Annotated in this window: 20 protein-coding genes and 1 pseudogene; 14 read left to right on the plus strand and 7 right to left on the minus strand. The window is 37.8% G+C overall.

What is annotated here, in order from left to right; genetic code table 11:
- The first annotated feature begins 34 nt into the window (after positions 1–34).
- A complete protein-coding gene (locus tag HEQ36_RS22190; RefSeq protein WP_233455448.1) occupies positions 35–295 on the plus strand; it encodes a DUF4351 domain-containing protein in 261 nt (86 codons plus the stop codon).
- 529 nt (positions 296–824) lie between these two features.
- Here HEQ36_RS22190 and HEQ36_RS22195 read toward each other — a convergent pair.
- The 4 genes from HEQ36_RS22195 to HEQ36_RS22210 form a co-directional block, all read right to left on the minus strand.
- The gene (locus HEQ36_RS22195; RefSeq protein WP_168635766.1) at positions 825–1,529 is read right to left on the minus strand and encodes a type II secretion system protein; all 705 of its coding nucleotides are present in this window, start codon (positions 1,527–1,529) and stop codon (positions 825–827) included.
- A 5-nt stretch (positions 1,530–1,534) separates the two neighbouring features.
- Entirely contained in the window at positions 1,535–2,053 is a 519-nt protein-coding gene (locus HEQ36_RS22200; protein WP_168635767.1) for a type II secretion system protein, read from the minus strand.
- A gap of 228 nt (positions 2,054–2,281) precedes the next feature.
- A complete protein-coding gene (locus tag HEQ36_RS22205) occupies positions 2,282–3,901 on the minus strand; it encodes a hypothetical protein (protein WP_290708468.1) in 1,620 nt (539 codons plus the stop codon).
- A gap of 105 nt (positions 3,902–4,006) precedes the next feature.
- Positions 4,007–4,687 carry a type II secretion system protein gene (locus tag HEQ36_RS22210; RefSeq protein WP_168635769.1) on the minus strand — a complete coding sequence of 227 codons (681 nt, stop codon included), beginning with the start codon at positions 4,685–4,687 and terminating at the stop codon, positions 4,007–4,009.
- 1,033 nt (positions 4,688–5,720) lie between these two features.
- Here HEQ36_RS22210 and HEQ36_RS22215 point away from each other — a divergent pair.
- The 4 genes from HEQ36_RS22215 to hpsB all read left to right on the plus strand — a co-directional run bounded on the left by HEQ36_RS22215 (position 5,721) and on the right by hpsB (position 15,846).
- Positions 5,721–8,225, plus strand: coding sequence for a hypothetical protein (locus tag HEQ36_RS22215; RefSeq protein ID WP_168635770.1), 2,505 nt, complete (start codon positions 5,721–5,723; stop codon positions 8,223–8,225).
- Between the two features lie 537 nt (positions 8,226–8,762).
- Complete coding sequence (locus HEQ36_RS22220; RefSeq protein WP_053538855.1) at positions 8,763–10,484, plus strand: IS1634 family transposase; 1,722 nt, start codon at positions 8,763–8,765, stop codon at positions 10,482–10,484.
- A gap of 200 nt (positions 10,485–10,684) precedes the next feature.
- Positions 10,685–15,121 (plus strand): hormogonium polysaccharide biosynthesis protein HpsA, encoded by a 4,437-nt coding sequence (gene hpsA / locus HEQ36_RS22225; RefSeq protein WP_168635771.1) that lies wholly within the window; start codon positions 10,685–10,687, stop codon positions 15,119–15,121.
- Complete coding sequence (gene hpsB / locus HEQ36_RS22230; RefSeq protein ID WP_168635772.1) at positions 15,118–15,846, plus strand: hormogonium polysaccharide secretion pseudopilin HpsB; 729 nt, start codon at positions 15,118–15,120, stop codon at positions 15,844–15,846. Before hpsA ends, hpsB begins: the two co-directional genes overlap by 4 nt.
- Positions 15,847–15,929: 83 nt before the next feature.
- Here the strand turns inward: hpsB and HEQ36_RS22235 are convergent, their stop codons facing one another.
- Positions 15,930–16,112 carry a hypothetical protein gene (locus tag HEQ36_RS22235; RefSeq protein WP_039201592.1) on the minus strand — a complete coding sequence of 61 codons (183 nt, stop codon included), beginning with the start codon at positions 16,110–16,112 and terminating at the stop codon, positions 15,930–15,932.
- A 141-nt stretch (positions 16,113–16,253) separates the two neighbouring features.
- On the opposite strand from HEQ36_RS22235, the gene hpsC reads away from it, so the two are divergent.
- The 3 genes from hpsC (at position 16,254) to HEQ36_RS22250 (ending at position 19,155) form a co-directional block, all read left to right on the plus strand.
- Positions 16,254–17,219 carry a hormogonium polysaccharide secretion pseudopilin HpsC gene (gene hpsC, locus HEQ36_RS22240; protein WP_325064598.1) on the plus strand — a complete coding sequence of 322 codons (966 nt, stop codon included), beginning with the start codon at positions 16,254–16,256 and terminating at the stop codon, positions 17,217–17,219.
- 250 nt (positions 17,220–17,469) lie between these two features.
- Positions 17,470–18,006: a type II secretion system protein gene (locus HEQ36_RS22245; RefSeq protein WP_053540712.1), complete on the plus strand. Its 537-nt coding sequence runs from the start codon at positions 17,470–17,472 to the stop codon at positions 18,004–18,006.
- A 75-nt stretch (positions 18,007–18,081) separates the two neighbouring features.
- Complete coding sequence (locus HEQ36_RS22250) at positions 18,082–19,155, plus strand: M48 family metallopeptidase (RefSeq protein WP_053540713.1); 1,074 nt, start codon at positions 18,082–18,084, stop codon at positions 19,153–19,155.
- Positions 19,156–19,252: 97 nt separating this feature from the next.
- Here HEQ36_RS22250 and HEQ36_RS22255 read toward each other — a convergent pair whose 3' ends face one another.
- Complete coding sequence (locus tag HEQ36_RS22255) at positions 19,253–19,588, minus strand: hypothetical protein (RefSeq protein ID WP_053540714.1); 336 nt, start codon at positions 19,586–19,588, stop codon at positions 19,253–19,255.
- 346 nt (positions 19,589–19,934) lie between these two features.
- Between HEQ36_RS22255 and HEQ36_RS22260 the strand changes: the two genes are divergently transcribed.
- Positions 19,935–20,546, plus strand: a complete 612-nt coding sequence (locus HEQ36_RS22260) for a triacylglycerol lipase (protein WP_053540715.1) — start codon at positions 19,935–19,937, stop codon at positions 20,544–20,546.
- Here HEQ36_RS22260 and HEQ36_RS22265 read toward each other — a convergent pair.
- Positions 20,527–20,958, minus strand: a complete 432-nt coding sequence (locus tag HEQ36_RS22265; protein WP_053540716.1) for a VOC family protein — start codon at positions 20,956–20,958, stop codon at positions 20,527–20,529. The two genes, HEQ36_RS22260 and HEQ36_RS22265, sit on opposite strands and share 20 nt — an antisense overlap.
- Positions 20,959–21,225: 267 nt before the next feature.
- Here HEQ36_RS22265 and HEQ36_RS22270 point away from each other — a divergent pair, with 267 nt between their 5' ends.
- The 5 genes and pseudogenes from HEQ36_RS22270 to HEQ36_RS22290 all read left to right on the plus strand — a co-directional run bounded on the left by HEQ36_RS22270 (position 21,226) and on the right by HEQ36_RS22290 (position 26,677).
- Positions 21,226–21,546: a hypothetical protein gene (locus HEQ36_RS22270; RefSeq protein ID WP_053540717.1), complete on the plus strand. Its 321-nt coding sequence runs from the start codon at positions 21,226–21,228 to the stop codon at positions 21,544–21,546.
- Complete coding sequence (locus tag HEQ36_RS22275) at positions 21,512–22,150, plus strand: Rpn family recombination-promoting nuclease/putative transposase (protein ID WP_233455449.1); 639 nt, start codon at positions 21,512–21,514, stop codon at positions 22,148–22,150. The genes HEQ36_RS22270 and HEQ36_RS22275 overlap by 35 nt, the downstream gene beginning before the upstream one ends.
- Before the next feature lie 73 nt (positions 22,151–22,223).
- Complete coding sequence (locus HEQ36_RS22280) at positions 22,224–22,982, plus strand: TIGR00297 family protein (protein WP_168635773.1); 759 nt, start codon at positions 22,224–22,226, stop codon at positions 22,980–22,982.
- Between the two features lie 294 nt (positions 22,983–23,276).
- Positions 23,277–24,035, plus strand: coding sequence for a peptidylprolyl isomerase (locus HEQ36_RS22285; RefSeq protein WP_053540719.1), 759 nt, complete (start codon positions 23,277–23,279; stop codon positions 24,033–24,035).
- Positions 24,026–26,677, plus strand: a pseudogene (locus tag HEQ36_RS22290) (type I secretion system permease/ATPase). Before HEQ36_RS22285 ends, HEQ36_RS22290 begins: the two are co-directional and overlap by 10 nt.
- Positions 26,678–26,695: the final 18 nt, after the last annotated feature.

Below are 26,695 nucleotides of genomic sequence, written 5' to 3' on the forward strand. Positions count from 1 at the left end.
TTGTTCTAAATCGGTGATAGAGGAGGAAACTAAAATGCCTTTTATTAGTCCAACAGAAGAACTGGCAATGGAACGGGGTGAGCAAAAAGGAATACAACAGGGTATACAACGAGAACAACAGCTAATTATCCGGCAACTAAATCGGCGAATTGGTGAAATTGAATCATCATTAATTGACACAATTCCCACATTAACAATTGACCAATTAGAATTACTGGGTGAAGCACTTTTAGTTTCCTCCTCAAAATGTTTGATTTTAGCGACTAATCCTGCTTGTATACTCAACACGGCTTAAATATTTGATTATGCGGGTAGGGGTTTAGCAGTGCTTATTGGTGTCAACTTAACGTAAAACCCATAGCCCGCCTGGGAATGAATTCCCAGTCTAATAGCAAAAGTCATCTGAAGATGACTAAAAATCCCCAGTTTACTTTAGTAAACTTTGGCTATTAGCCCTGAAATTCATTTCTGGGCGGGTGTGGAAGCAAACAGATAAGCCATTTCCAACTTAAGTTGACACCAATGAGCTTTTGCTTTGCCCCTACAAATGTAGGTTTTTCGGGATTTTACAAAAGTCCATATTTCTCACCCCGGTTCATTTCAAAATACCTTATTTGTTGGCTTCCACACCCGCCCGGAAATCAATTTCCGGTCTCATAGCTAAAGTGCGTTTTAACGCACTCTGATTAAATAAAAATTAACTTTTATATCCTAAATTAAATAAAACAAATAAACTAAAACTAGTCGGTTTTAACCGACTTCAGCTATAAGACAGGGAATTTATTCCCTGGATTCTGAGACTGTAACTGTAACAAATTTCGCAATTATTTAGCCCTTACAACAGCAGTAGAACTTACTTGTAGAGTTGTTGAATCTGTTTCTGTTAATTTACCATATAAAGATAGAATAACCTGGCGAGTATTGGAAATACAACCATAGAAACCACTAGTACCTACAGACACATTAGAACAGGAAGGAATACTAGTCGGTGCTTTCAGACCATCAACAAGCATCACACCAGTGTTTGCTGGTATAGTAGAACCACTAGCATAAGTACCATTGGCACGAAAAAGGGCAAATGGACACTGCCATAAACTAGTTGTTTTATTACAGGTACTCGCCTTGTCACTAGGAGCTACAAAATATACACTTTTTGTATTATCAGGAAATGTCAGCACAAGACCATTGGTACTTGAGGGTATATTAAAACCACTAGGTAATGCTAAATTATCACCAGTATTAGCACTAGTTGTTATACTTTTTGCGCTTCTCACTTCATTGCTAATATAATCCAAAGCCCGATTCAAATTAGCACGTCTGTCACTTTCCGATAATGCTTTACTATTTTGTTTCAACATAGCCACAATACCAATACCAGCTATAGTCAAAACACCAGACATGATAGCTATTGCTACTAACAACTCTATCAAAGTAAATCCCTCATTGCCATTGAGAGAAAATTGAATAGTTTTATAATTTTGAAGATAAAATTGGATATTTTTTTTGATATTAAAAGTATTGTTTAACATATTTTTTAAGGTGTACAATTGGATGAATAAGTAGCACCACTACCCGTATATTTGCCAGTTGCAATTAACCCTAGTGGTTGAGAGACAACTATACATTTTTTATCTCCAATATTGTTGCTATATTGCAATACAATTGTTATGGGATTTGTTTCCGTCATATTACCCAGATAATCAAATGTCAAACTAGAAGCCGCACCTGTTCCATCTTTGTATACATTCATAGAAACGTTATATAACGTTCGTGTACCTGTCAATAGACAGTTGCCAGTAGAACTACTAATTGTTGGTGGTGTAGCAGTAGAAAAAGAAAGTGTACAGCTTTGACCTCGACGCATAGCTCCTATTTGTGCTTCTAATAAAGCATTTTTAGTGCTGGTTAGGTCCTGAGTAACTTTATTCCTTTGATTTAAAGCTGAAAAACTAGGAGCAGAAATAGCAGCTAGGATGCCGACAAAAAGCATAACCACGATTAATTCTAGTAAAGTAAATCCATCTTCACTGTAATGGGTGTTGTCATGATTCATATAGTATTACCTGGGTATAAGCTATTGCACTTAAAATGCCAATAATAAGGATCGTTAACGTTTTCATCAGAGTGAAACCCTGACTATTTTCATGGAGATGATCAGGTAACATTAGCTATCATTTCAGTAGGTTGGCGTTAAAAATTGTCTTTATAACAAAGGAACAGAGAAGAAGTTTTGGGCAACTTTACTTTTTGTTAATACTTCGGTTTTTTATCATCCACTTACTTAATTTACACTCTGACGCTGCCATGAATTAACATTGCCAAGATTTATCGTTTGAATACTACCAGAGGCAGGCTGAGAAATTTCTGATAAATCAGTCCATGAAACCGCAGACTGATTAATATTTCCATTCCCAGTAGCAGTAAAACTTTTTGTCCACAAAGAACCAGAAACGTTACCATTTCCCGTTAATCTTGTGGCTATAAAAGGTGCAAATATGAAAGCGGAGGATGAACCATTACCCGTGAGATTTACTTCTTCGGTCCCAGTGCCATACATATAAAATTTAAAATACTTTGGGTTGTAAGTTGCACCGTTACCCGTCAATGTTAAACTCGCATTGGGTCCCGTATAAAAAATAACTTTTGTTGTTAGTCCCCCTGCACATACAGTTGGAGCAACAAGACCGTTACCACTCAGATTAAGATCAGCATCGGCATAAATTATTATTGTTTCGTTACAAGCACCACGTGAAGATCCAAAAGTTATACTGGCATTTCCACTTAAGTTAATGGAATTGCTACCGCTTGCGCCTATACGATATATGTATGTTGAATTTTGCGGTACTGTAGCACTAAATGCTACTCCATTGCTATTGATATCACCCGTACCAGGAAGTGTTAGAGTGCCATTATTACGATTAATTCCAGTGGAAATATTGTTAACATTCAATGTCGGAGGCGTATATTGATTACCATTAGGTAGATCCGGAAATGCCTGAGTAGATAAGGTGAGTGTACCCCTTGGATTAGCAGTAGCAGGATTACCATCATCCACAGTTCCTATCCTAGTATAGTTGCCACTGGCATCCTTAGTCGTAGGAAAAGCAGTAGTACCTGTACCACCACAACTAGCATCCTGAACATTTGCATTTGCTATGGCATTACCACCACTAAAACTAAAACTATTTGCCCATAATCCAGCCGGTGCTGTACCTGTATTCGTAACCGTATTTGGAGTTGTAGTGGATGATACAGGAATACTGATTACAAGCTTGGTGGTGGCTGTATTAGACTTAGAAGTAGCTGTATTGCCAGTACCACTTTGCTTAACTCGACCTAGAACCGTTAGCGTAGCATTTCCCGGAGCAGTATTGCTTGGTACACCTGAATAACTAACAAGCTTGTATTGTCCTTGATTTACACCACTTGCGTCTGTTATATCTTGCCAGTTCGTGGTAGATTGCTGTGCTATTTCAGCAACAGTGTTTGCCGCGGTGTTGCCGCTAGTAGTAGTGGCACCACAGCTACCACTGCTACTACTACCACCACTTAGTTCTGATATCACCGAAGCGTTCGACCAACTCTTTTGAGTATTACCTGTATCTGAACAAGTCCCATTTACACTTCGACTGTTACAATCAGGGTAGACTGCAATAGCCTTATTTTTGCTGATAAAACTTTGATAACGAGCAATACCTGTCTCCGCTGCTGCCAACGCTCCGGATACAGTTTTCTGAGATGATGCACTTACTACATCGCTCTGAGATCTCATAATCATCGTGAGAGCAATTATGAGCATGACTAACCCAAATCCCACAGCAATAGGCATAACAAAACCTTCTTCGCCAGAGAGATAGACAATAGCAATCTTTAGTCTTTGATTCATCAATTTTTTATTCATCATCCTTCCTCCTAAGTATTAATCGAGTTTTATTTTTTTTATTCATAGTATTTCCACCATAAAATCAGGGTATTACTAACGATTATAATACTGATTAAAATATACTTAACATTGATAAAATGCACTAGGAATAACTTCAGAATACATTGATGCCACTTTGACGTTAATATTGCTTTGAGGAGTCACAGTATAGGAAAGTTGCAGAACTTCGTAGGGAGCAGTATTCTGAATCGTAGGAGTGCGAGAAACTGTGTATGGTTTTCCACCGATATATCTTGTAATTGTTAATGTAGGCAAATTCTGTTGTAGGTAAGAAGCAAAGCCACCAGTAGAGGACGTGGCTGCACACTTGCTGACCGCAGTGACAGATGCATTGGTAGACTGAGCGATAGCAATATCAGCTGTAAGGGTAAGCGAATTTCCACTAATACTTTGAATTGTATAGGTCGTGGAATCTGTTCCGATTCTTACCTGATCGTTATTTGCTAATCCAACAGCGGATTCCAACACAACTTCTTTTTGTTGAGCAGCAGCATTAGCTGATAAGATGGATAAATTCGCTGCCTTATCTCTGACTGCTTCTAGATCCGCTTGAATCCAAGTAATACCATTAGAGTACGCTTTAGCCTTACTTTTAAAGAGAGCGGCAGTTACTAATCCCATCATTGCTACGTTTATAAACGCAGTAATCACTATAATGGCAACTAGCACTTCTAAAAGTGTAAATCCCTGCTGTGACTTTTGAGGGTTTTTTTCCCAGGATAATCGGTTAAAAAGTTTCATCATAATGCACCTCTTGTTACTGCCAGGAATTCACAGGAGCAATCTGTAGCGACAGGCAAATTGATTGTTACCAAACAAATTGCATTACAGTTAAGTTTTTACGCCCACAAATTGCGCCATGATTATTTTCTACAATTGGAAAAAATAAAATTTGATAATATCTTAGAACTAATACTAAGCAGCCTAAAAGACAGAATGATTATTTGAATCATTGAGCCACATAAAATATTGGTTCAGCACAGTTTCACCCAGACACAACCTCACCTTCTGATTGCGTAAATTGCCAGGAAGAGATCAAGAATGGGTTTAAATTTTAGTCGCACCTAATAGGGAATCACTATAGTCCATTGATGTCAACTTAAGTCAGAAATAGCTTATGTGTTTTCTTCCACACCCGCCCAGAAACGAATTTCCGGGCTAATAACCAAAGTAAACTAAAGTTTACTAAACAATTTAAAAAATTTTCTAGTTATTCAGTCATCTTCAGATGACTTTCGCTATGAGACTGGGAATTCATTCCCCGTCGGACTATGGGTTTTACGTTAAGTTTACACCAGTGACTATAGTCATAGTATATCATAGCTTTTGATGGTGATACTGATGAAACTACTGAATCTCATGAAAATTTAGGAAAAATTCATTTTCTGAACCCTGAATCAGAATTTACAGTTAGATATACTAAACACGTTTGGGACATGGACTTTTACGAAATTACGAAAAACCTAGATTTGTAGGGATAAAGCAAAAGCTGATATGTATCAACTTAACGTAAAACCCATAGCCCGCAAGATTGGATTATCTTTTGTGTGGAGTTCTCCCAAACAATCTGTTGAGAAGAGCATTTTAAGTATATTCACGTATGTGGTCAGGGGCTACATCGAAGTATTATGCTAATTTAATTACTTTTAAAGCAGCAATCTCCAACCATGTTTTCATTATAAACATTGAATTATAAAAATATTATAGACAATTGATTTTTTTTTTATACAATTAAGATTAGATCCAATTAATTAGGTCATTAACCTAACTTACCATCATGCCTTCTTCCTCAACTATCACTAGGAAATATACAGGTGGTGTCAGCGGCATCTCCAACAACAACACCACACTTGCATTTGCAACCGGGAATTATCTAATCACTGCTACAGGAACTACTAACGGCATCTTGAACAGCGGCACTATTCAATTTAACAGTGGTAACGATAAAATCACCGCGACAGGTGGTAGTTACGGCATCTTGAACAGTGGCACTATTCAATTCGGCGATGGTAACGATAGTGTCACTGCTACAGGTAGTTACGGCATCTTGAACAGTGGCACTATTCAATTCGGCAATGGTAACAATAAAATCACTGCTACAGGTAGTATTTACGGCATCTTGAACAGTGGCACTATTCAATTCGGCAATGGTAACAATAAAATCACCGCTACAGGCAGTAGTTCCTACGGCATCCAGAACAACGGCACTATTCAATTCGGCACTGGTAACGATAACATCACTGCTACGGGTAGTCTTGGTCTATTAAACAACGGCAGCATTCAATTTGGTACTGGTAACGATAGTATAACGGCTAAGGGTAGTAGTTCCTACGGCATTGAGAACTATGGCACTATTCAATTCAGTGGTGGTAACGATAGTATAACTGCTATAAGTAGTAGTTCCTACGGCATCTTGAACAGTGGCACTATTCAATTTGACAATGGTAGCTCTAGTAGTGTTGATAACATCACTGCTACAGGCATTACTTATGGCATCTTCAACGACAACGGCGGTATTCAATTCAGTAATGGTAACGGTAACATCATCGCTACAGGTGGTAGTTACGGCATCGGGAACTATGGCGCTGCTAGTCGTTTCACCAGCGGCGGCAGTATTCAATTCGGCAATGGTAACGATAACATCACTGCGACAGGTGGTAGTTACGGCATCCAGAACAGCGGCATTATTGAACTAGGCAATGGTAACAATACCATCACCGCTACAGGTGGTAGTTACAGCGTCTCGAACAGTACTACTCAATCTTCAAGTGGTAGCTCTAGTAATACTAGAGGTTGTGACGACGACAATAGCCGAAGTCAAGGTTGTAGTGGTAGCTCTACCAGAGGTCGTGACGACGACGACGACAGCCGTACTGGTCAAGGTTGCGATGATGATAGCTCTAATAACAGTAGCTCTAATAACGTTACTACTACATTTACTATTACAGGCAATGGTGCTGGCATCCAAAACAGCGGCACTATTCAATCCGGTAGTGGTAACGATATCATTACTGCTATCGGTGGTCTTTACGGCATCCAGAACAGCGGTAGTATTCTACTAGGCGATGGTAACAATACCATCACTGCGACAGGTGGTAGCTACAGCGTCTCGACCCGCACTACTCAATCTTCAAATAGTAGCTCTAGCGGAGGTTGTGACGACGACCACGAAGACGACGACCACGATTACAGCCGGAATAGTCAATCTTCAAGTGGTAGATATAGCTCTTCCAGCGGTCGTAACAACGACGATAGCCGCAGTGGTCAAGGTTGCAATGATAGCTCTTCCAGAGATTGTGACGACGACAACCGGAACAGTCAATCTTCAAATAGTAGCTCTAATAAAGTTACTACTACTACCGTTACTACTACAGGCGATGGTGTTGGCATTGGCATCCAGAACGCGAACACTGGCACTATTCAATTTGGCATTGGTGACGATAGTATAACGGCTAAAGGTGGTCTTTACGGCATCCAGAACAGCGGCACTATTGACCTTAGCGATGGTAAGAATACTATCACTGCTACAGGTGGTACTTACAGCGTCTCGACCAGCACTACTCAATCTTCAAATAGTAGCTCTAATAGCTCTAGCGGAGGTCGTGACGACGATTACGAAGACGACGACCACGATTACAGCCGGAATAGTCAATCTTCAAGTGGTAGATATAGCTCTAGCAACGGTCGCGACGACGACAGCCGCAGTGGTCAAGGTTGTAATGATAGCTCTGATGAAGGTAGCTCCAATAACGTTACTACTACTACCGTTACTACTGGCAATGGTGTTGGTATTGGCATCCAGAACGCGAACACTGGCACTATTCAATTCGGCATTGGTAGCGATAACATCACTGCTACAGGTGGTCTTTACGGCATCGAGAACAAGGGTAATATTAACCTCGGCAGTGGTGACGATAGTATCACTGCTACAGGTGGTACTCAAGGCATCTATAACGATGGTACTATTAACCTCGGCGATGGTAACGATAGTATTACTGCTATAAATGGATTCTCCGGTAGTGGTTATGTTCTTTTAGGAGCCGGTAACGACGTTGTATCGGGTTTTGGTACGGGATACTTTGTTGGTGGGGACGGTGTGGACACCTTGAAATTATCTAGTGGTAGCTATACTCTTGGTTCTACAACTGTTAATAATGAGAATTTTGTGACAGTTACGCAAGGTGCTACAACTATGAATGTATTTGGTTTTACTAACTTAATCGTTGGCAACCAATCCTATTCTTTTAGTAGTCTATCTAGCACTCAAGTAATAACTGCGTAGTATAAATTCTTTAGCAAAAATTCCTTTCTGAATACCGTCAAACCACGCAATTTATTATGTCAGGATTTTGCGAAGTTTGGCGATTTTTTATGCTGAAGTTCCCCTTGCTATCCTACTGCTAATGCTGGGTTTCACTGCGTTCGACTCAACCTTGTATCTTAGAGGAAGTGGTAGAGTGATAAGTAGGTTGGCGTTGAAAATTGTCGTTATGGCAAGGCAAGAGGCAAAAGGCAAGAGGCAAGAGGCAAGAGGGTTTGGGCGATTTTACGTTTCTTTACACAGTTTGGTTTTATTGTGTTCACCTACTTAGACAGTCCCAACCTCAGTCAGAAAAGACCGTTTTGTAGTAAGTATCACCGTTGGAGGGTTTTGGTGGGAAGTACCCGTACCACAAGAAACTTTTAGGAATTTTGTTAATTGGAAGTCTCTTAACTCCCGGTTCGCCCATTTTTTAGGGAGTTAGGAAAAATGTGCAGATAAAAGTATAATCAGAGACAGGTTATACAAAATAAGCTAAGTAAGTATATGTTCGACGTTATGGCAACTGAATCCATAATTACAAACGAACGAGTAGATGACATACCCGTACTACTCACACAGATAGAACGGATGGGTGTACAAAAGCTAATAGATAAAAACTTCCCCACCCATGGAAATTGGCGAGGACAAAGCTTGGGGAATGTAGCAGTGATCTGGTTAACACATATCTTATCGCAAGCAGACCACCGTTTAAATCAAGTTCAAGCCTGGGCTGGTAAACGGTTAGAAACATTGAAAAAATTGATTGGTGAAAGCTTAAACGAACTTGACCTAACCGATGACCGATTAGAAGCAGTATTGCGTTACCTTAACTGTGACGAGAACTGGTATGCGTTTGAGGAAGAACTGGGAAGTAATTTGTTGCAAGTGTATGATATCAAACCAGAACGGGTAAGACTGGATAGTACAACAGCTTCAAGTTATTGCGGGGTGAATACTGAAGGGCTATTTCAATGGGGTCATAGCAAAGACCATCGTCCAGATTTGGCACAAGTCAAAATCATGCTATCAACATTAGACCCATTAGGAATGCCAATAGCAACAGAAATATTATCGGGAGAAAAAGCAGATGACCCTTTATATATCCCCGCAATTGAGAGAGTCCGTTCGACGCTAAAACAGCCAGGATTACTGTATATTGGGGACTGTAAAATGGCATCAATGGGGACAAGAATCCATATTGTATCAGGGGGAGATTTTTATCTATGTCCTTTAAATGCCAAGCAAACACCGACAGAAAAATTAAGAGAATATCTGCAACCAGTTTGGGATGAAAAACAAGAATTGACAACTATCAATTATGATTATGCAGATGGAAAAACGAGAGAGATTGCTGAAGGATTTGAACTAAAATTGCTCCAAAAAGAAAAGATTAACGAGCAAGAAATATCTTGGGAAGAGCGACAATTAGTAGTCCGTTCTTATGCCATTGCCCAGACAGAGGAAAAATATCTACGTGAACGCATACAGAAAACCGTTCATGCTCTTGAACAACTAAAAATCCCCAAACGCGGCAAGAAAAAGCTGACATCATTTCCAGAGTGGGAGTTATCTGTAGCTGAGATTCTCAAGCGTTATCGGACTGGGGGATTATTTGAAATTGATATTCAAACTCAGCGAGTTGAAAAAGTTAAAAGACAATATGGCGAACGTCAATCTCAAATAATAGAAGAAGTTTCCTTTAATTTAGATTTTAAAATTAATGAAGACGCGGTAAAACAACAAGTTCAACTGTTAGGCTGGCGAGTTTATGTCACTAATGAAACTGAAGCTAACCTGAGTTTGAAACAAGCAGTTCGTGCTTATAGAGATGAGTATTTGACAGAACGAGGATTTGCTCGACTTAAAGGCTTTCCTCTTTCTTTAACTCCAATTTATTTACAACGTGAAGACCATATTACTGGTTTGATCCGACTACTTTCAATTGGTTTGCGAGTTTTGACTCTTTTAGAGTTTCAGGTTCGTCGCCATCTTGACAAAAATCAAGAAAAATTGGCTGGACTTTATGCTGGTAATCCTCAGCGTAAAACGGCACGTCCTACTGCTGAAATGCTTCTTGTTGCATTTAAAGAAATCACATTGATATTAATTGAGGTTAACAATGAAGTCTACACTCATTTAACTACTCTTTCCCCTTTACAGCAGCGTATTCTTGTTTTACTTGGGTTTCCCCCTACTATTTATACTCAGCTTAGTGGTCAATCTTTTACTCCTGAGTAGAATTCTTCTAACTCTCGCAAAAATGGGCGAACCGGGAGTCTTAATTCAAGGATTTTCACGTTGTTATTTATTATCACATTCACGAACCAGTATCCTAGATTTTCTCATACCTTAGATAGATATATAAGCAAGGGATCATTAATATAGTAAGGGTCAGAAAGTTTATGCCCATCATGTAGGTGTTAAGACAGTTATCAGGTATGTATCGCAAACGTCAGTTATCAAAAATCTTCACCAAATTGATTCGGCGGTTTTTGACCCACTCAAAAAAACAAATTATTTGGTTACTGTGGACTACTTTCGGTACTCGGAAACAATGGAAAGTAACAACCGCAGGTTTCGTATTACCGACAGTGGCAATGGTCTCAATGGTAGTAGTATTATTGACCACTACTATTATGTTACGTTCCTTTGACCGAGCCAAAAATGCTAGTAATGTCCGCATTAACGAAATTGTACTTAGTGCTGCTATTCCAGCAATTGATCGTAGTCGAGCTAAAATCAACAAACTCTTTGAAGATATATCATTACCAAAAATCACCCCCACAGACGCAGAATTATATAAAGTTCTTGATGACATAAACAATATAGACAACATTAATAAATACACCTTTGCAGACGAAACCAAACTGCAAATAAGTTTTGATATTAGTGGCAATAGTGTAATTGAGCAACCTACTATAAATACATCATTATATGATAACGAAACAGTAAATACAGCCTGGAAATTTCCTGTTGATACTGACAATAATGGGAAATTTGATAGTTACACTCTCTATGGCATTTTATTTAGAACTCCCAGAAATATTAGTGGTAAATATGCACGAGCGAGAAACCGCTTGGAAGCCAGAACTTCACCAATGATCAAAGGAATTTTAGATACTAATTGCACCACAAATAACAACCCAATATTGGTCGGTAATACAGGTTGGATTAAACAAAATAATGAGCTAAAAAAATCCTTTTTTGTTTATACAGTTACAGTACCAATTATAACTTTGCCTAGTGATACTACCAATTATGAAAAATATCAAGGTAGTAAAGGTTTTGCCGCCCTAGAATATCAACAAGACCGCATCCAAATACTACCCAGTAACATTGCTATTTATAACGATGATCTAGAAATTAATCCCGATACAGCCCTAAATCTTAATGGTGGAATATTTACTAATAGTAATTTTTTAACAGGTGGTTCTGGTCAAGTTCAATTATATCAAATCAGTAGTAAAGAATCCTGTTATTACAAATCTCAAAATTCTAAAATTATCGTCGGTGGAAATTTAGGAGCAGGTGGTTTTAAAAGTGCAGGAACTACCACAACTAAAGTTGATTTATTCAAAGGTACCACTACTAATCCTGCTGCTTCTACATGGGAGGCATCTGTTACTAACAGTTCTAGTAACCTCATGTACAATAACCTCGCTTATATAAATCGGATTAATAAACTGATTGCTAGTCAATTTGCTAATGCTATTAGTAGTGATCCATCCGAAGTGAAAACAGGTATTGAAAAGAAAAAACAAGATTTAGGTTTATCCAGTTTCACAACAGCCGAATTTGATGCAATTCGTCGTCAACAATTACAGCTTTATTTCCAAAAACGGACTCGTCGCGTACCTTATCAAGAGGTTAATTTTGGCAGTACAGAGACATTTCCTGCTAATGTACTTCAAGGTAGTGGTGATAAATTGCGTCCCATTGATAAATGGATGTATGCCACAGATCCCAGTGATGGTAAAATAGGGACAGGTTACAGCACATTAACCTTGAATACTACGGGTACATCTCTACAACCACAAGCTACAGAACCACAGGCACTTAAAAATGCTGGTGGTATAGAAACTACGTTAGGTGACAGAGTTATAGTTAGCAATAACTTATCGGAAATCTGGTGGGATACAACCGCAGCAACATCTTCAGGAAATAATATTCCTGAACAATGGTGGAATACAAGTAACAACCCCAAGGGATTTTTAGGGAATAGTATTACCCATGTACAAGAAATTAGTGGGATTAAATGGAATGCAGGGGATACAACTAAAACTCGGACAAGACAATCTTTTGTCCAAACAGAACCATTAGCAAATTTAGCAGATACAGGTAGAGATGGTGCATGGGAATTAGACGCAGCTAAAATTCCCAAAGATATTACAGAACCGGTAGGTGGTTTGCGAGTTGTTACAGGTGCAGGAGTATATCTGAGTGCAGCCGATACTACAACTACCGTCAACAGCACAGTTAAAGAAATATGGTCAGATACTATGCCAGTTCCTGGGACTGCACCAACGACAAAAACCATTGCACCATACTATCTATATGATTCTTCCATTACATATAAATGGCGTGAGATTACCAATGCTAATACACCATATTTGAAAATGCGGGCTACAGCAGTATATCATTACAAATCTGCTAACTATAACGCTAAAATACCCACTCCTATAGCTTGTGTGAGTAGTTTTTATGTTCCTACCAACAGCACTACTGCCAAAAATCTCACAGGACTACCTTGGAATGTTGCCACGGGTGGACTATCCAACAATGGCATAGTTTATCCTGCACCTACATCTACTAAAGGTGAGAGTCATTATGCTAAAGTCTTAAGCTATCTATCTCAATTAACTTATCCCAATGGGCGATTAATAGATGATGGCTTACTGGTCAAAGCATTAGCAAAAACAGCAAACCGGACTATTTCTGAACAGTCTACTATTGATGCTCAAATCTGCGCCCTACAAATTCTCGATGGTACTATTAGTCCCAGTAATTCCGTCATTCCTCATGGTGCAATTTATGAAACATCATTATTGGACTCCAGGGAAATTGTCCGTAATAGTTCATCTAATAATACAACCTATGATTATCCCATCATAGACAGACAACCTTTAGAAATTCGGGCTACTGTGTTGGACCTTAACCAACTGCGAACAAAAACCATTGGTACTTCCTCACCATCGCAAGAATACTTGTTACCTAGTAGTGGTATTATCTACGCAACTCGTAATGATGCTTTACTAGATGCGTCTGGTACATCAGGCATACAAACAGACGCGCAAAAATTAGTAAGTCCTGTTGACCATATTCTTGATTCTACTCGTCGTCCCAATGCAATTATGCTCATCAATGGAAGCAAACTAGGACGGGGAACAACAAATACTTACCGAGAAGAAGAAAAAGGTTTAATTTTAGCCAGTAATTTGCCCGTATACATTAAAGGTAACTTTAATCTCCATACTCAAGAGGAATTTACACAAACTCTAGCAAATGACTGGAATAATTTTTACACTCGTACTAGCACCAACCTTAATCCTAACTTTGCTTGTCGTTCTGGTAATCCTCAACTACCCAATTGTCCTACTGGGGATGAATGGCGACCCGCAACAGTCTTAGGTGATGCGGTTACCTTGCTTTCTGGCAACTTTAGAGAAGGTTTTCGTGATGAAGGAGATTATGACTGGAATAATAGTCTAGTTGGTACACCAGCGCCAGGGTTTTCCGCAGTTAATTTCTTTGGTGCAAATGGTAAATGGGCTGATATAAATAATTCTGGTTTTCCTAAAGACTTTGATACAGCCACAACAGGATACCAAGGTAGTTCCTATGTAAATAACTTTGTCACACCATTGGTGAGGATGATACCAGCTAGACAGTATGCTTATGAAATTTGTAGTTCAGCAGTGAAAGACGAATGTTTTTGTAGTGCAACGGATACCACTGCTCAATGCGCTGTCAAAACTAAACGCTGGACAATAAATAATGTTGCTTTCAATGGATATAACAGTTCTAGCGGAAATTCAAATGGTTGGGAAGCATTACCATTTAAGCGACTGGCTTTTAAACGCGATTTAACTACCACTTTGCTAACTACTCCTCTAACTATCTACGGAATTCCTGCCAGTGGCAATAAACTAGCAGAATATCCAGTAGGTGGCACAACCTCACCAGCACTAGCCCTAGACTCCAGTGGTAATCAATTTCTTGTTCCTTGGTTACTACCCAATAGTAGTAATGTATTTGAACCAGTTTTACAAATTCAAAAACCCTTTGCCACTGAAACTGACTCTACTAACACTACAGTAATAAGTAGTGTAAATGATACATCAAAAACACCAAAAGAGAGTCAAGATAGTAGGAACTGGTTGCAACCAGTATTAGCAGACACTACTTTTAACTTGAATGTCGCCGCAGGAGATAGTCCAGCCCGGCCAACAGAAGATAATGGTGGTTTACAAAACTTTACCCGGTTTATGGAGAATTGGGCATCTTCTAATGGTCAAAAAACAGCAAAGATTTCTGGTTCTTTTATCCAATTGAAAAAAAGTGCTTATGCTACGGGGACATATAACGTTAATGTGGGAGCTAGTAGCATTGTATATCCTATTGTAAATGATAGTGGTGCGGCTACAGGTTATCTTCCGCCCACAAGAAATTGGAATTATGATGTCGCGCTTTTATCACAATCTCCCGACAGATTCGCTAGTAAATTGGTACTCACATCACCGGATTTACCAGATGAGTATTTCCGGGAAGTTGGCAAAGATGATAAATGGGTAGAGACTTTGTTATGTGCTAAAACGACCAATTCCGGTACTCCCTACGCCCTAGCTCAAAATCAGCGCCCTTCTACCTGTAAATGATGAAACCCAAATCACAATCCAAAACATTATTTTACCGTGATTCCGGCTTTACAATTATTGAATCACTCATAGCTATGGTTGTAGTTAGTATTCTCCTAGTATCTATCACTCCTATCTTAGTCCTGTCGACAGCTATTCGTGTTCAATCCCGGCGCGTAGAAAAAGCAACTCAGGCTGCAAATACTTTTATTGATGGTATTAAAACTGGTTCAATTGTTACGGGTTCAAGTACAGCACCAAGTAAAAAAATTACTTTAGACCCGACAACGGTCAGAACTTCCGCAGATTATTTAATTGGTATCACACAAATGCCAGTTCCTAAAAGCAAAAGCGATGTAGATGTAAACTTGTATCTCTTCAAAGAAGATGGAAAGACTTGTATAGCCAGTGATTCAGCTTGTCAACCAAACCATACAAATCTATTCAACGAGTTTTATATTCAAGCTATGCCCATAATCGTTAGTGGTATTCATCCAAAAACCAGTGGTTATCGTCTAGCAGTTCGGGTTTATCGCTCAGATGTTGATTTTAGTAAGCCTCTTTTAGCGAGTACAAGTAATGCCAAAAAAGTAGCTTCATCTGTTGTATCTGGTATAGGTAATCAGCAAACACCATTAATAGAAAGAACTGTTGATATTGCCCACAGTAATACTACATTTCAGGCTCTATGTTACCGTCTTGGACTAGCAAAAGATCAGGATGGTAATAATCAATCTTGTCAATAGATCCCACATTCAGCATGAGTAAATATACTCAAAATATTTTTCCCAGCAGGTTATTTTGTCAAAAAAAGAATTTCATAAAACAGCTAAAACCCAATCATAATAACCAGTTCATGCTTTTTGCTATCTAGGTCGGTATTCAATGAATTTAATCTCAAACCAACTAATTTATTGACATTATTCTCAATAAACTTGATTCGAGCTTTAAATATATCGGCGATCGCTCTAATATAGAATTGCGTGTCATTGTCTGAAAGCCTTGTTATCATTGGGTTATGGATAATTCCGAAAATTCAAAAAACACCTGCGGAATGTGGGATAGATTGCTTATTATCTAGTTTGTAGTGGGTGTATCATGTTGGGTTTCCTTGCGTTTACCCAACCTACATTAAATTAACAGGTAAAATTCGATGATGAAAACGCTGAAATTGATCCTTGTAAATCAAATAAAAGTTTCCAGATTTATTAATAAATCTGGCGGTTTTACGCTCATTGAATTATTAGTAGCTTTGGTGATTGCATTTTTAATTATTGCACCATTATTCAACTTTATGATTAGTGTCATGACCGCAGAGAGAGATGAACAAGCTAAGGCAAATTCTGAGTTAGAAATTCAAACTGCACTTAATTATATTTCTCGTGATTTACAACAGGCTGTTTATATTTATGATGCTGCTGGTATTAATGCTATAAAAGCTCAAATGGCTTACCAAAGTGATAATACTAAAACTCCTATATTGGTTTTTTGGAACCGGGAATTAGTTAGTGGTGTAGTTCCCACTGTATCAGGCAATGATGATACTTTTGTCTATTCCTTAGTTGTTTATTATTTAATCAAAGATAGTAATACAACTTGGTCAAAAGCGGCTCGTATTGCTAGATGGCAAATTAAAGACGGTGTGGAACTTCCTAGCGGTGTAACTTGTTCTGGATATACTAAAAAGTATGTTAATGACAAAAATTGTCCGAGTCCCGGTTTTGCTCCATTTCATGATTATTTTCAAGACTCTGATAGTTTAGAAATAGGAATGAACAAATGGAAGAATTCTGGAACTACTTATACTGCTGATGCTATAGTGTTGATTGATTATGTAGATCAAACTACAGATTCACCACTAGCAGCTACTTGTCCTAGTGATATGGCAGCTACAACTACAACACAGGGAATTACTTGGTCAGCAATTAAACCAACGAGTATGAATGGTTTTTATGCCTGTGTAGATAGAGCTAATACAACAGCGCAGGTATTTATTCGAGGTAATGCCCTAGCTCGTATTTATAACAATGCAAATGCAATTAAATATACAGAAATTAAAAAAAATTTTTTTCCTACAACCAGTGTGAGAGTGCAAGGACGGGGATTTTTATATAAATAGAGATATCAACTAATTAGTATCTATAAAAAATCAAATATCAGTAAAAAACCGCTATATAAAAAGGCATTATATATAGCAACATATATACAGCAGATTGCAGACTAATGAGGCTTCCGTGAGCGTCAGCCGAACGGTACAGGCTCTAAATTCCAAACCGGACAGCAAGCCAGTTTTACTCCTGACTGATCACTGAGCGAAGCCGAAGTGCTGACTCCTGCTGTATAATTATCTTATTGGCAAATAATTAGGGATGATTTATTTATTAAATAAGCGATATAACGACGGTTTTACTTTAATAGAAATGATTGCAGTGGTGTTAATGATAGGGATATTATCAGCGATAGTTGCACCAAGCTGGTTAGCGTTTATAAAAACTCGCAACTTAAATGTTGCCCAAGATCAAGTTTATCGAGCCATGCGTGAAGCCCAAAGCCAAGCCAGAAAGGAAAAGTTAACTTACCACGTTAGTTTTCGAGAACAAAATAATATTGTACAATGGGCAATTCATCCGGCTACAATTAACCCATCTAATGCTCAATGGAACGACTTAGATGCTAGTGTGAAGTTAGATGAAAATGAATCCACATTAGACAAATTGTCTAATGGTGTAAGACGAGTCCAGTTTGATTACATAGGTAGTGTTCCCCTCAGCCAATTAGGCCGAATCACTCTATCTAGTAAGTCTGGCGGCCAAGCAAAGCGCTGTGTTTTTGTATCCACTTTATTAGGCGCAATGCGAACCGCGAAGGAAAATAGTAAACCTGAAGGTAGTAAATATTGCTATTGATTTAGGAATAATACTCAGATACCGGACTTATTAAAGAAGTTGGGTAGCTATGACACTTCATTAGAAAAACACTATATGATAGAGCAAGTTATTAAAGCTTTTGAATGTAAAGATTATCAAACAGCAGCCAAATTAATCCAACAAATGTTGGTAGAGTCCCCGGATAATCCTTGGGTACAATTGTATTTTGGTAAGTTAAAAGAAGTTTCTCATCAATTCCTAGAAGCTGAAAAAGTATATCGTCAATTACTTCGCACGACGACGCATAGTAAAATTATTTCTCAAGCCCGTCAAGGTTTACAGCGATTAGAAGAAGTTAAACAAGAAGAAAAACAAAGAGCTATAGTTAAAGCAACAACCGCACCTGATAACAAGGAATTGGGAATATTAGTTTTAGAACCGATTAATAACGAACTGAAAACCATCGCAGCCAGCAATTTTGCCCAAATCATGCAGGTAGATGCTTACACAGCAAGAATGATATTACCTAGCCAAAATTGGCGGGTTTATCGCATTGCTCAAGTTGGAGAATTAGCATTCTATGGAACACAATTACAACAGGCTGGTATTCCCTGTTTTTGGGTAAAAATTCCTCAAATTCAACAAATTCAAGTATTTCAAGTTAAACATTTATCAATAAATAAATCTCAAATCAAAGTAGTTTGTCAAAATGAAGCAAATCAAACTGGTTCGATGAAATTTGATTTATCAGAAGTTACTGATAGAGTAATGGGACTTTTACCCATTTTTGAACAAGTTGTAGATGTTAATGCTAAGGGGAAAATAGAACGAAAAACTAAAACTCAAGATTATGCTCAATTTTGTGATTTACATCTACCAAATAGACGGAGTATTTTGCGAATTTATGATCAAGGCTATGAGTTTCAGCAAGGTTTAGACTCTCAATCTCAAGCTAACCATAATACTATAAGAATAAACTGGAATAATTTAATGGCATGGGTTGAGAACCAGTTACCTGAAGTTAAGGTGTGGTCAGATTTTAAACCCTTTGCACAAATAGTTATAGACCAAACAGACATCCTCAAACAAATCCCATCTCACATTAATCTATTTCGCCCAGAACAAAGTAATTGGGATACAGCTTTTCATTTATATAGTGGGATTATCTTTACTAAAAATGCTTTGTAGGGTGTTTTGAAAGTATCGGCGATTATAAATCGCTACTACACAAACAAAGTCCACCTGAGTGGACTAATATAGCGACGATTTATAATCTTTTTGATACTTATCCGGGAGTTTTAACTTGACGTGCCATATCTAAAAAGACATTCATATTTACGCCAGGACGACGACGAGGACTATTAGTAGGAATGAGATATTTGGTGGCAAAATTGGCTTCAGTGGGGACTGATATTTTAACTGGTTCAGGCTTAGTAACTTTTACTGCTGCCGGTGTAGCTTTTGGTTCAACTTTTGGTGTAGGTTGTGCTGCTACTGTTGCTGGAGATGGACTAACGTTAGCTTCTTCCTTGAGTTCTAGGTAGTAGCTATCACCCTTTTTGTTAAACAATCCAGTAATAAAACCCACAATACCCGCAATGATATTTTTGATAAAGCCCATAAAAAATGCTCCTGGTTTGAATAGTTTGGAACGTTACCGAAATTGTTAAAAATTACGGTGTAATATTACATTTGATTGCGTTATCTACGGTCAATCATTAGACCTACTATCTGCTGATTAAAAGCCCATAATTACTACTGGCAATTATTTGTAGGTTCTTTTTGTCTAAAACAGTATTCGGTAAATAACGCAAATTAATTATTAAATTTTATTATAACTATAAGATTATGAGAGCTTTTTTAATAAATCTTAATAATTTCTATTCAGTTGCAAAACTGTCACATAATTGTATATTTAGGATTACAATACTGAGTTAAATTATTAACAATAATAACTAATTAAGATTATGGCAACAAAACAGCAAAATCCCGTTTTATTAGTGCATGGTATTAACGATACCGGGGCGGTTTTCAATAAAATGGCGTTTTATCTGCGACAACAAGGGTTGTCTGTGCATACGGTGGATTTAATCCCTAATAATGGTTCTGAGGTTTTGGAGAAATTAGCCCAGCAGGTAGCTAATTATGTAAATGATACCTTTGCAACAGCGCAACCACTGGATATAGTGGGTTTTAGTATGGGAGGAATTGTCAGCCGTTATTATATTCAGCGGTTGGGGGGAATAAATAGAGTCCAGCGATTTATTACGATTTCTTCACCTCATTATGGAACTATAGTTGCTTATGGTACTTGGCTGGCTGGTGCTTTGCAAATGCGTCCTCATAGTGATTTTCTCAATGATTTAAATGCTGATGTCGAGATGTTAAAGCAGTTGAATTTTACATCTATTTGGACACCTTATGATTTGATGATTTTACCTGCTACAAGTTCGCAAATACCTTTAGGTAAAGAAGTTATTTTACGAGTTGCACTTCACCCTTGGATGTTAACAGATGATCGGACTTTAGAAAAAGTAGCCGCAGCTTTAGTAGAACCGATTAATGCGTATCCCCAATGAGTGTATGTTCAGCATTGCCAAAAATCGCGTCTGGATGACGATAATACTTAAATTCCATTAAGTTATAAAATGGATCTTCTAAGAAAAAAGTCTGATGTTCTAGAAGGGAATCGGTAAAGCGGTATTTGGGTTCTTCTCTAAATTTTAAATCTTTATTTTTTGCCCTTTCTAATAATTCTTGCCAATCTGCTTCTTGGGTGAAAATTAGTCCAAAATGTCGAGGATAAATTGCTTTTTGAGGTATTAGAATATCCTTGGTAACGTGGGCTACCAATTGATGTCCATAAAGGTTGAGAATCAAAGCGTGGGGGTTTTCGCGTCCGGGAATGCAGCCTAAACCGTCAACATAATAGGCTTTGGTGTCGGGGATATTGGTGACGGGGAAGGCGAGGTGAAATATGGGTTGGTTCATGGTGGGGATGGGTGAGAGAATATAACTATTTTATAAATTTTGGTAGTAAACCGGGTTAAACTAAGAATTCTCTGAGCAAATCTATGAAAAGTATACCAGGAATGTTGCTACTGTTAATCAGCTTTATTCTGCGCTCTTGCGTTTCAAGAATGATTCTACGGTGAGACTTCCTGCTAATTATTTAAATCGGCAGATAGAAAAGTATCAATCTTGGTTAAAATAGGTAACTAAAGAATGGTGCGATGCATCCGTCCAATGGAATAAGCAATGGTTAAACAATCAAAAAAAACTCAAAAACCTGAAAAGCATAAAAAAATCGAAATCCCTCACGAAACTGAAGAAAAAGAAACCCCTAGCAAGATTGAAAGAGATTTTCGGAAAGAACTAGGAACAATTAATCCTTATCTCTGCTTAGTTGATTCAGCAGTAGGTTATCTAGTTACAAAAACTAAATCTGAGTCAAACCAGGCTAAATTTCTTAGAAAAATTGCTGGAGACTACGGCCATTATAATCTCCATACTGATAGTTTAAAACTAGATGATTTAAATAAATTTGTTCACAAGCCATATAGCATTTATAAATGGTAAAGCTGAATCAGCTTGTAATCGAGTAAAAGAAATAATTTGGACATATCAAAAACAGGAAATAACGGTAACTAAAGAAGTCAGAAATGAGACAAAAAGAGATTTTTATAGAAAAACTATGTTAGAAATACATTGTCGGAAACAAAACGATCCTGGAATACCCTTGGCATATCAAAGTTCACTAGCTGCGGGACAAATTCATGTAGTTTATTTAGATGAATTAACTGATACATCATCTTCAATTGGTTTAGAAATAATTCAATTAGTAGTTGCGCCTGAAGATGAAGCAATACAAACAGCAAGAAGTTTAATTAATTTAGTACAACAAGCAGATGCAGCAAACAGTCTTTATCTTTTAGAATTAGTAGAAAGGATGCTAATTTATAAGTTTTCCACCTATACCCGTCAGGAGTTAGAAGCGATGTTTGGATTAACAGAATGGCGACAAACTCGATTTTATCAAGAAGTTAAGGAAGAAACTAAGTTAGAAGCAATTCCTCGTCTTTTGAAAATGGGTTTGAGTGTAGAACAAATTGCCGAAGCACTGGAATTAAAAATTGAAGTAGTACAACAAGCAATAGAAAAGCAAGGGAGAAAGGAATCTTAATATGAATGTGGTAAAAGAGGATAAAATCATTTTATTAGCATAAAAATCTGAAAATACTCATAATTTATCACAGATGTTATCTTTAATAGATTCTATTAATCCCTGGTTAATGGGAGTAGGCTTAAATGCAATTTTACTAGGAATAGTCGCAATTATTCCCAAAAAATTGCTCACCCCGGCAGGTATACTTAATGCTGGATTATTAGGAGTAATCATTTGGGGAACACTAGGTTGGCAGGGATATCTAGTGGTGGTATTTTATTTTATTGTCGGTTCTGGGGTAACGCGCATTGGTATGGCAGAAAAAGAAGCCGCCGGAATTGCGGAAAAACGTGCCGGTGCAAGAGGACCAGAAAACGTTTGGGGTTCAGCATTAATAGCGGCTTTATGTGCGTTGGGAGTATTGTTTTTACCTGATTTTAAATATTTGTTATGTTTGGGTTATGTTGCCAGTTTTAGCACTAAACTTTCTGATACTACAGCCAGTGAAGTTGGTAAAGCTTATGGTAAAAGCACCTTTTTAATTACGACACTACAACCAGTTCCGAGAGGGACAGAAGGGGCGGTAAGTTTAGAAGGGACTTTAGCTGGTATGGTAGCATCAATAGCGATCGCACTCATTGGTTGGGGAGTAAATTTAATTAATCCCCTTGGCATCTTATGGAGTGTCATAGCCGCATTTATCGCTACGAATTTAGAAAGTGTCATTGGTGCGACTTTGCAATCTAAATATACTTGGCTGACCAATGAGGTTGTCAATATCTTTAATACCCTGATTGGTGCAACTGCGGCGATAATATTGGCATTAATTTACCAAAGTATCTTTGTTTAATTGTTGACTAAAATTACAATTTTCGTAGGTTGGGTTGACACAAGGAAACCCAACATTATTATTTTTGTTATACTGCTTACAGATTTGAAAATATTTATAATATAAAATTATTGAGTTCATTTTAAGAAATAGATCCCCGACTTCTTTGAGAAGTCGGGGATCTGGTAACTACTTATTAATTACATATTTAATTTATCGAATCTTTATTATTGCTAGATATAGTTTTCTACTGTTTTCCCCATTATTTAATGGAAAGTCTTATAGATGTTTTAGCATTATCCTTAGAATCACTTCATGGAATCTTCATCTTTTTTAACTGTAAATGATCAGGAAATTACCCTATCTGAAGTAGTCAAATACTTACAAATATCTGGTAGACTAGGAAATTTCATGAGTGACGTACTGCGTCAGCACGTAATTGAAAAAGAAATTAGTGCTAGAACAGATATTGAGATTAGTTCCACCTTAATTGAACAGACAATTATTGATTTTCGTCTAAAAAATCAACTAACTGATGCCCAAAAATTTCAAGAATGGCTAACAGGCAATGGTACAGATTACACAACTTTTCATACATCTATTACCTTTAGCTTTCAGTTAGAGAAACTCAAAGAATTAGTCACAGAATCAAAATTACCAGAATACTTTATTGAAAAGAAAATTTACTTGGATAGAGTTATCCTGTCGCGGATTCTAGTTGACAGTCGGGAATTAGCAGAAGAACTACAAACTCAAGTTGAAGAAGGAAGTAGTTTTGAACAACTGGCAAAAGAGTATTCATTAGCCGATGAAAGAGTATTTAATGGCATGATGGGACCAATTAGTCGGGGGACGATACCAGACATATTACGTGCGGCTGTAGACTCAACCACCCCTGGAAAATTGATCAATCCCATAGAAATAGAAGGACGTTTTGCTTTATTTAGATTAGAACAAATTCTTCCAGCATCTTTAGAAGATACTCAATTACAACAATCACTAAAAAATGAGTTATTTGAGAAATGGCTAGGGGATAAGATTCAAAATCTGACAGTCAAAATTCAATTGGATTAAAACTTCTAAATAATCAATTTTAACGAATAAATGTGTTAAACAATTTACCCTGGAATGAACCGCCACTATCCTGGCTAAATGCTGAAGAACAAAACGAATTAAAACAGCAAGCAGAAATACATAACTACAAACTTGGCGAAAAAATTTGGTCACAAAAATTAGGTAGTGATGCTTTTGGCAAGCGAAACTATCAATTTTTTATTGCCGCTGGTAAAGTGCGTTTACGAGAGGAAGAAGAAAATAAAACCGTAGCTACTTTACAAGCAGGAGATTGGTTTGGCAACTGTCAACCATTATTTGCTGATTGTAAAGCTGTAGCTGCTAGTAAGGAAGTTATAGTTGTGTGTTGGAATTCGGCTTTGTGGAAAAAGGTTTTAAATCCTCAAGTTAATGAATTTTGGAATAATTCAGCAGAGGTAGAAGAGATTGAAACTATTTTACCAGTTCCTAATTCTCCCATTTCTTCACCTTCACATCCTGCGAAATGGGAACAACCCACAATTTCTAATTATCCCTTTGTGGGAAGTGGAAATACAGGTGCAGCTTGTTTAACAATGGTGGCGCAATATTTACAAAATCCTGTGCAATTAGAATGGGTACAACGTCAGTTGCGAGGACAAAAGCCGAAAAATCTGGTAGAAGCAGGGGAGAAATTAGGGTTAGTATTGCGGAAATTACAGGTTAATTGGTATGAATTACGCCAATTAACTTTTCCCGCCGTATTGTTGTGGAATCAAGGTAATCAGGAAGATAAAAATCCCCAATTTAATTGGGTTGTAGCTTATGGCATAAAAGGCAATTTTTTAATTATTGCTAATCCTCAAAATCCTGATTATATTTGTGAACATTTACCTCAATCTGTGGTGGATAATTGTTGGGATGGTACATTATGGCAAACTGAACTAATTTCCCAGCAAGAGAAATTTAATTTAGCTTGGTTTACTCCCGCAGTTTGGAAATATCGGGGTTTATTAGGTGAAGTTTTATTAGCTTCCTTTACCTTGCAATTATTGGGTTTAGCTTCTCCATTAATTACTCAAGTCATCATTGACAAAGTGATGGTACAGGAGAGTTTAGCTACTTTGGATGTGATGGCGATCGCCCTCTTGTTTGTGGCGACATTTGAATCTATCCTGGGTATGCTGCGGCTATTCATCTTTACCCACACAGCCCGGCGTTTAGACTTGAGTTTATCGGCTCAACTTTTTCGCCATTTAATGCGTTTACCCTTGGCTTATTTTGAGTCGCGGAGAGTGGGTGATACAGTTGCTAGAGTCCAAGAATTAGAACAAATTCGCCAATTTCTCACAGGTACAGCTTTAACCGTCATTCTTGACAGTATCTTCGCTGTAGTTTACCTGGGATTAATGTTTTATTACAACATTCCTCTAACATTTGTAGCCTTAGCTGTCTTACCATTATTTGCCACATTAACTATTATCGCCACACCGATTTTGCGAAATTGGCTAAATGAAACCTTTAACCGGAGTGCGGACAGTCAATCATTTTTAGTCGAGACAATCACTGGCATTCATTCTGTTAAAGCCCATGCCGCAGAACCAGTAGCGAGAGAACGGTGGGAAGGTTTATTTGCCCGCTTCATTCGTACCAGTTTTAAAGCTTCCACCACATCTAATATTAGTAGTAATATTGGTGACTTTCTCACTAACTTTTCTACCTTAATTATCCTGTGGTTTGGGGCAAAATTAGTAATTGATCATCAACTAACCATTGGTCAATTAATCGCGTTCCAAATGTTATCAGGAAGAGTGACAAGTCCCCTATTACGGTTAGTCCAGTTGTGGCAAAACCTCCAACAAGTGCTATTATCAGTAGATAGAATCGGTGATATTCTCAACGCTGCCCCAGAAACAGAAGCCGGCACAGGATTAGTATTACCACCCCTCAAAGGTGAAGTTGATTTTGACCAAGTTTTCTTTCGTTATCATGCCAACACCGAACCAGTATTAAAAGGCATCTCTTTTAACATTAAACCAGGACAATTTGTAGGCATTGTCGGCAGAAGTGGCTCAGGAAAAAGTACCCTTTCTAAACTTCTCCAAAGACTCTATCAAATTGAGTCAGGACGAATTCTAATTGATGGATTTGATATCAAAAGTGCTGACTTAGCATCTTTAAGACAACAAATAGGCGTAGTTCTCCAAGAAGACTTTTTATTTAATGGTTCAATCTTGGAAAACATTACATTAGGCAATCCAGATATTACCTCCGAACAAGTTGTCGAAGCCGCCAGATTAGCAGTAGCCCATGACTTCATTAGTCAACTACCTTACGGCTATGAAAACAACGTAGGAGAAAGAGGAACAGCATTATCTGGAGGGCAAAGACAACGCATAGCATTAGCCAGATTATTCCTAGCATCTGCACCAATTCTCATCTTAGATGAAGCCACCAGCGCCTTAGATAGTGAAACCGAACAACAAGTATTACAAAACCTCAAAAATGTTTCCTCTAACCGCACAGTATTCTTAATTGCCCACCGTTTTGCCCCCCTCAAACGTGCTGATTTAATCTTAGTCATGGAAAAAGGAGTAATAGCCGAAAGAGGAACACATTTAGAACTATTAAAACAAAAAGGGTTGTACTGGTCACTTTATCAAAGACAACAAGCGAATATTTGAGACAGACTCTTAATTCTT

This window comes from Anabaena sp. 54, assembly GCF_017355725.1.
Taxonomy (GTDB): Bacteria; Cyanobacteriota; Cyanobacteriia; order Cyanobacteriales; family Nostocaceae; genus Dolichospermum; species Dolichospermum heterosporum.